This is a genomic window from Bifidobacterium sp. M0399 (genome assembly GCF_016100595.1).
GTDB classification, from domain to species: domain Bacteria; phylum Actinomycetota; class Actinomycetes; order Actinomycetales; family Bifidobacteriaceae; genus Bombiscardovia; species Bombiscardovia polysaccharolytica.
Genome location: NZ_JACFSD010000007.1, coordinates 1 through 5,497, shown reverse-complemented (window position 1 = coordinate 5,497; position 5,497 = coordinate 1). Strand labels below are relative to the sequence as shown.

The window sequence follows — 5,497 nt, the reverse complement described above, 5'->3', positions numbered from 1 at the left end:
TTTTCGTGTTGTGGCGGCGGTGTGCTACTCTCCCACACTCTTCCGGGTGCAGTACCATTGCCGTGCTGGGTCTTAGCTTCCGGGTTCGGAATGGGACCGGGCGTCTCCCCCAGGCCATGACCGCCGCGAATCTTCAATTCTGCCGACCCGTGGGGGTCGGGGTGTCCTGGCGGCTTGGGGACCGGATGGTGGACGCGTGTCTCGTGTTCTTCGATCGCCTGTGGTTTCGTGTTCATTGCCGCAGGCAGGTTTCGCAGCAGGTGTTGATGCCGCCGCCCCTTGGTGGGGCGGGTTGTTGTGTTGTCTTCGACCATTAGTGCCGGTCGGCTCCGCCCCTTGCGGGGTGTCCACGTCCGGTCTATCGACCATGTGTTCTGCATGGGGTCTTCAGAAGCCGCAAGGCTTCATGGAATCCTTATCTTGGAGGGGGCTTCCCGCTTAGATGCTTTCAGCGGTTATCCCATCCGAACGTAGCCAACCGGCCGTGCCGCTGGCGCGACAACCGGCATACCAGAGGTTCGTCCACCCAGGTCCTCTCGTACTATGGGCAGGGCTCCTCAAGATTCCAACGAGCGCAGAGGATAGAGACCAAACTGTCTCACGACGTTCTGAACCCAGCTCGCGTGCCGCTTTAATCGGCGAACGGCCGAACCCTTGGGACCTGCTCCAGCCCCAGGATGCGACGAGCCGACATCGAGGTGCCAAACCATCCCGTCGATATGGACTCTTGGGGATGATCAGCCTGTTATCCCCGGGGTACCTTTTATCCGTTGAGCGATGCCGCGTCCGTACGCCGGCACCGGATCACTATCTCCGACTTTCGTCCCTGCTCGACCCGTCGGTCTCGCAGTCAAGCTCCCTTGTGCGATTGCACTCAACACCCGATTGCCAACCGGGCTGAGGGAACCCTTGGGCGCCTCCGTTACTCTTTGGGAGGCAACCGCCCCAGTTAAACTACCCGCCAGGCACTGTCCCTGGCCGGGATGACCGGCCGAGGTTAGAGGCCAGATGAGGACAGAGCGGTATTTCACATTCCGGCTCCACGGATGCTGGCGCACCCGCTTCGAAGCCTCCCGCCTATGCTACACAGTCCGCACCTAACGCCAATACCAAGGTATAGTAAAGGTCCCGGGGTCTTTTCGTCCTTCTGCGCTTAACGAGCATCTTTACTCGTACTGCAATTTCGCCGAGCTCCTGGTCGAGACAGTGGGGAAGTCGTTACGCCATTCGTGCAGGTCGGAACTTACCCGACAAGGAATTTCGCTACCTTAGGATGGTTATAGTTACCACCGCCGTTTACCGGGGCTTGAATTCACCGCTGCCCCCTCCGAAGAGGGATGACGGATCCTCTTAACCTTCCGGCACCGGGCAGGCGTCAGTGCATATACAGCGACTTACGTCTTCGCATGCACCTGTGTTTTTGGTAAACAGTCGCTACCCCCTGGTCTGTGCCGCCCCCGCCGGCTCCGCGCGTGAAGCGCCTCACCGGCAGGGGCCTCCCTTATACCGAAGGCACGGGAGTGATTTGCCGAGTTCCTTGACCAGGATTCGCTCGATCGCTTTGGTATACTCTACCTGACCACCAGTGTCGGTTTGGGGTACGGGCGGCGCCACTCCTCACGCCGAAGCTTTTCTCGACGGAACGGCACACCGGATTCGGGGCACAAGACCCCCCATCATCACACCTCACGCTCATGCCGGACGGATTTACCTGCCCGACGCGCCACATGCTTGACCACGGACAACCACCACCGCGGCCCGGCTCCCGTTCCGTGTCACTCCCGCGCTACCCGCCACGCATCCACACGCCGGTCCCATGCCATCGGACGGTCCGAAGACCACCACCCGACACAGGTAAGGGCACGCTTCCACGTCTTGGATTGGACGGCTTGACGCCGGTAGGAGAATATCGACTCCTTCATCCATTCGACTACGCCTGTCGGCCTCGCCTTAGGACCCGACTCACCCGGGGACGACGAACGTGGCCCCGGAACCCTTGGTCATCCAGCGGACGGGATTCTCACCCGCCTCTCGCTACTCATGTCTGCATTCTCACTTCCACGCGGTCCACGGCCGGCTCACGCCGCCGCTTCACCCCACGCGGAACGCTCTCCTACCCAGCACAGCGAACTGCGCTGCCGCGTCTTCGGTGGCGTGCTTGAGCCCCGCTACATTATCGGCGCGGAACCACTAGACCAGTGAGCTGTTACGCACTCTTTCAAGGATGGCTGCTTCTGAGCCAACCTCCTGGCTGTCTATGCGACTCCACATCCTTTCCCACTTAGCACGCGCTTAGGGACCTTAGACGACGATCTGGGCTGTCTCCCTCTCGACGACGGAGCTTATCCCCCGCCGACTCACTGCCGCGATACACCTCACACGTATTCGGAGTTTGGCTGCTGTCGGTACCCGATACGGGCCCTCAAGCATCCAGTAGCTCTACCCCATGGAGGCACTCACGCGACGCTGCACCGAAATGCATTTCGGAGAGAACCAGCTATCACGGAATTTGATTGGCCTTTCACCCCTAGCCCCAGGTCATCGGCCCGGTTTTCAACCCAGGTCCGTTCGGTCCTCCACGCGGTCTTACCCGCGCTTCAACCTGCCCAGGGCTAGATCATCCCGCTTCGGGTCCAGGACACGCGACTGGAACGCCCTTATCGGACTCGCTTTCGCTACGGCTGCCCCACACGGGTTAGCCTCGCCACGCACCACTGACTCGCAGACTCATTTTTCGATAGGCACGCCGTCACCCCGAAAGGCTCCGACGGATTGTAGGCACACGGTTTCAGAAACTCTTTCACTCCCCTCCCGGGGTGCTTTTCACCTTTCCCTCACGGTACTCGTACGCTATCGGTCAGACAGGAATATTCAGGCTTACCCCACGGTCGGGGCCGATTCACACGGGATTCCACGAGTCCCGCGCTACTTGGGAACAAGAACCGGCAGGCGGCGCGCCTTCGGCTACGGGGCCATCACCCTCTACGGCCGGGAATTCAATCCCGTTCGCCTCACACGCCGCTTTATCACTGCCGCCGGGCCCGTCGGAGCCCGGACGCCAAGTCCCACAACACCCATGCCGCAACCCCCGACGGGTCTCGCACGGCACCGGTTTGGCCATCATCCGCTTTCGCTCGCCACTACTCACGGAATATCCTTTCCTGCAGGTACTGAGATGTTTCACTTCCCTGCGTACCCCCCGCACGAATGCGGTGCCGGCCCATCACGGCCGGCGGGTTACCCCATTCGGACACCCTCGGATCAAAGCCCTGTCGGCGGCTCCCCGAGGCCTATCGCGGCCCCACGCGTCCTTCATCGGTCCTGTCTGCCAAGGCATCCACCATGCGCCCTTGCCGACAACACGACCACAGGCCATGCCACGACAACAACAACTGCGAACTGCCAGACGACAAATCATCACACTAAACGATCACAAAACGATCGACCCGAACCCACTCACATGGGCCCGGACGAAACAATACAGCAGACAGCCGGCACCAGGCCAGCCATCCGCTCGCGTCCACTATCCAGTTCTCAAGCCACCAGCGCGCCGCCGGCACCCGCCACGGGGCAACACCCCACGCAGGACCCGACGGGCGACGGGAACACCACCCACAAGGGTGGCGGTCCGGGAACCCAACAGCGCATCCATGCCACAGCCTCAAGACCGTTCCACGCCAGCACACCCACGCCAACCGGCCAGACGGCCGGCCCGCAGGCACGACCCCCACGCAGACCACGCAGGGGATTTCCATAATCTCCGTAGAAAGGAGGTGATCCAGCCGCACCTTCCGGTACGGCTACCTTGTTACGACTTAGTCCCAATCGCGGACCTCACCTTAGACGGCTCCCCCCCAAACGGGTTGGGCCACCGGCTTCGGGTGCTGCCCACTTTCATGACTTGACGGGCGGTGTGTACAAGGCCCGGGAACGCATTCACCGCGGCGTTGCTGATCCGCGATTACTAGCGACTCCGCCTTCACGGAGCCGGGTTGCAGGCTCCGATCCGAACTGAGACCGGTTTTCAGGGATCCGCTCCATGTCACCATGTCGCATCCCGTTGTACCGGCCATTGTAGCATGCGTGAAGCCCTGGACGTAAGGGGCATGATGATCTGACGTCATCCCCACCTTCCTCCGGGTTAACCCCGGCGGTCCCCCGTGAGTTCCCACCATAACGTGCTGGCAACACGAGGCGAGGGTTGCGCTCGTTGCGGGACTTGACCCAACATCTCACGACACGAGCTGACGACGACCATGCACCACCTGTGAACCGGCCCCGAAGGGAAGCCGCGTCTCCGCGGCCGTCCGGCACATGTCAAGCCCAGGTAAGGTTCTTCGCGTTGCATCGAATTAATCCGCATGCTCCGCCGCTTGTGCGGGCCCCCGTCAATTTCTTTGAGTTTTAGCCTTGCGGCCGTACTCCCCAGGCGGGATGCTTAACGCGTTAGCTCCGACACGGAACCCGTGGAACGGGCCCCACATCCAGCATCCACCGTTTACGGCGTGGACTACCAGGGTATCTAATCCTGTTCGCTCCCCACGCTTTCGCTCCTCAGCGTCAGTGACGGCCCAGAGACCTGCCTTCGCCATCGGTGTTCTTCCCGATATCTACACATTCCACCGTTACACCGGGAATTCCAGTCTCCCCTACCGCACTCCAGTCCGCCCGTACCCGGCGCCGATCCACCGTTAAGCGATGGACTTTCACACCAGACGCGACGAACCGCCTACGAGCTCTTTACGCCCAATAAATCCGGATAACGCTTGCACCCTACGTATTACCGCGGCTGCTGGCACGTAGTTAGCCGGTGCTTATTCGAAAGGTACACTCACTCTCGCTTGCTCCCAATCAAAAGCGGTTTACAACCCGAAGGCCGTCATCCCGCACGCGGCGTCGCTGCATCAGGCTTGCGCCCATTGTGCAATATTCCCCACTGCTGCCTCCCGTAGGAGTCTGGGCCGTATCTCAGTCCCAATGTGGCCGGTCGCCCTCTCAGGCCGGCTACCCGTCGAAGCCTTGGCAGGCCATCACCCCGCCAACAAGCTGATAGGACGCGACCCCATCCCATGCCGGTAAACCCTTTCCCACACCATCATGCGATGATGCGGAGCATCCGGCATTACCACCCGTTTCCAGGAGCTATTCCGAAGCATGGGGCAGGTTGGTCACGCATTACTCACCCGTTCGCCACTCTCACCACCAAGCAAGCTTGGCGGATCCCGTTCGACTTGCATGTGTTAAGCACGCCGCCAGCGTTCATCCTGAGCCAGAATCAAACCCTCCACAAAAAACCATGAAGAAGGCCGAAACAGCCCACATCAATAATTGACGGGCCAGCTTCCATAAGGAGGAAACCAACCCACGAAAAACCCCGACACCCCTCACAACGCTCCCACGTACCCGACAACAGCCGGGCGGGCATCGGACTGGCAATCAAAAAGCTATAAGTAGCACAAACACGCTCTTGAGTTCTCAAACCACCACCACACCAACA

The 5,497-nt window shown here is 60.8% G+C and carries 3 rRNA genes; all 3 read right to left on the bottom strand.

Annotated elements, in window-relative coordinates:
• Positions 1-11: 11 nt before the first annotated feature.
• Positions 12-128: ribosomal RNA gene (rrf, locus tag H3V09_RS08865) — 5S ribosomal RNA — on the bottom strand.
• A 166-nt stretch (positions 129-294) separates the two neighbouring features.
• Positions 295-3,364, bottom strand: a 23S ribosomal RNA gene (locus H3V09_RS08860).
• Positions 3,365-3,766: 402 nt separating this feature from the next.
• A 16S ribosomal RNA gene (locus H3V09_RS08855) occupies positions 3,767-5,291 on the bottom strand.
• Together the 16S, 23S and 5S rRNA genes form the textbook arrangement of a ribosomal RNA operon.
• Positions 5,292-5,497: the final 206 nt, after the last annotated feature.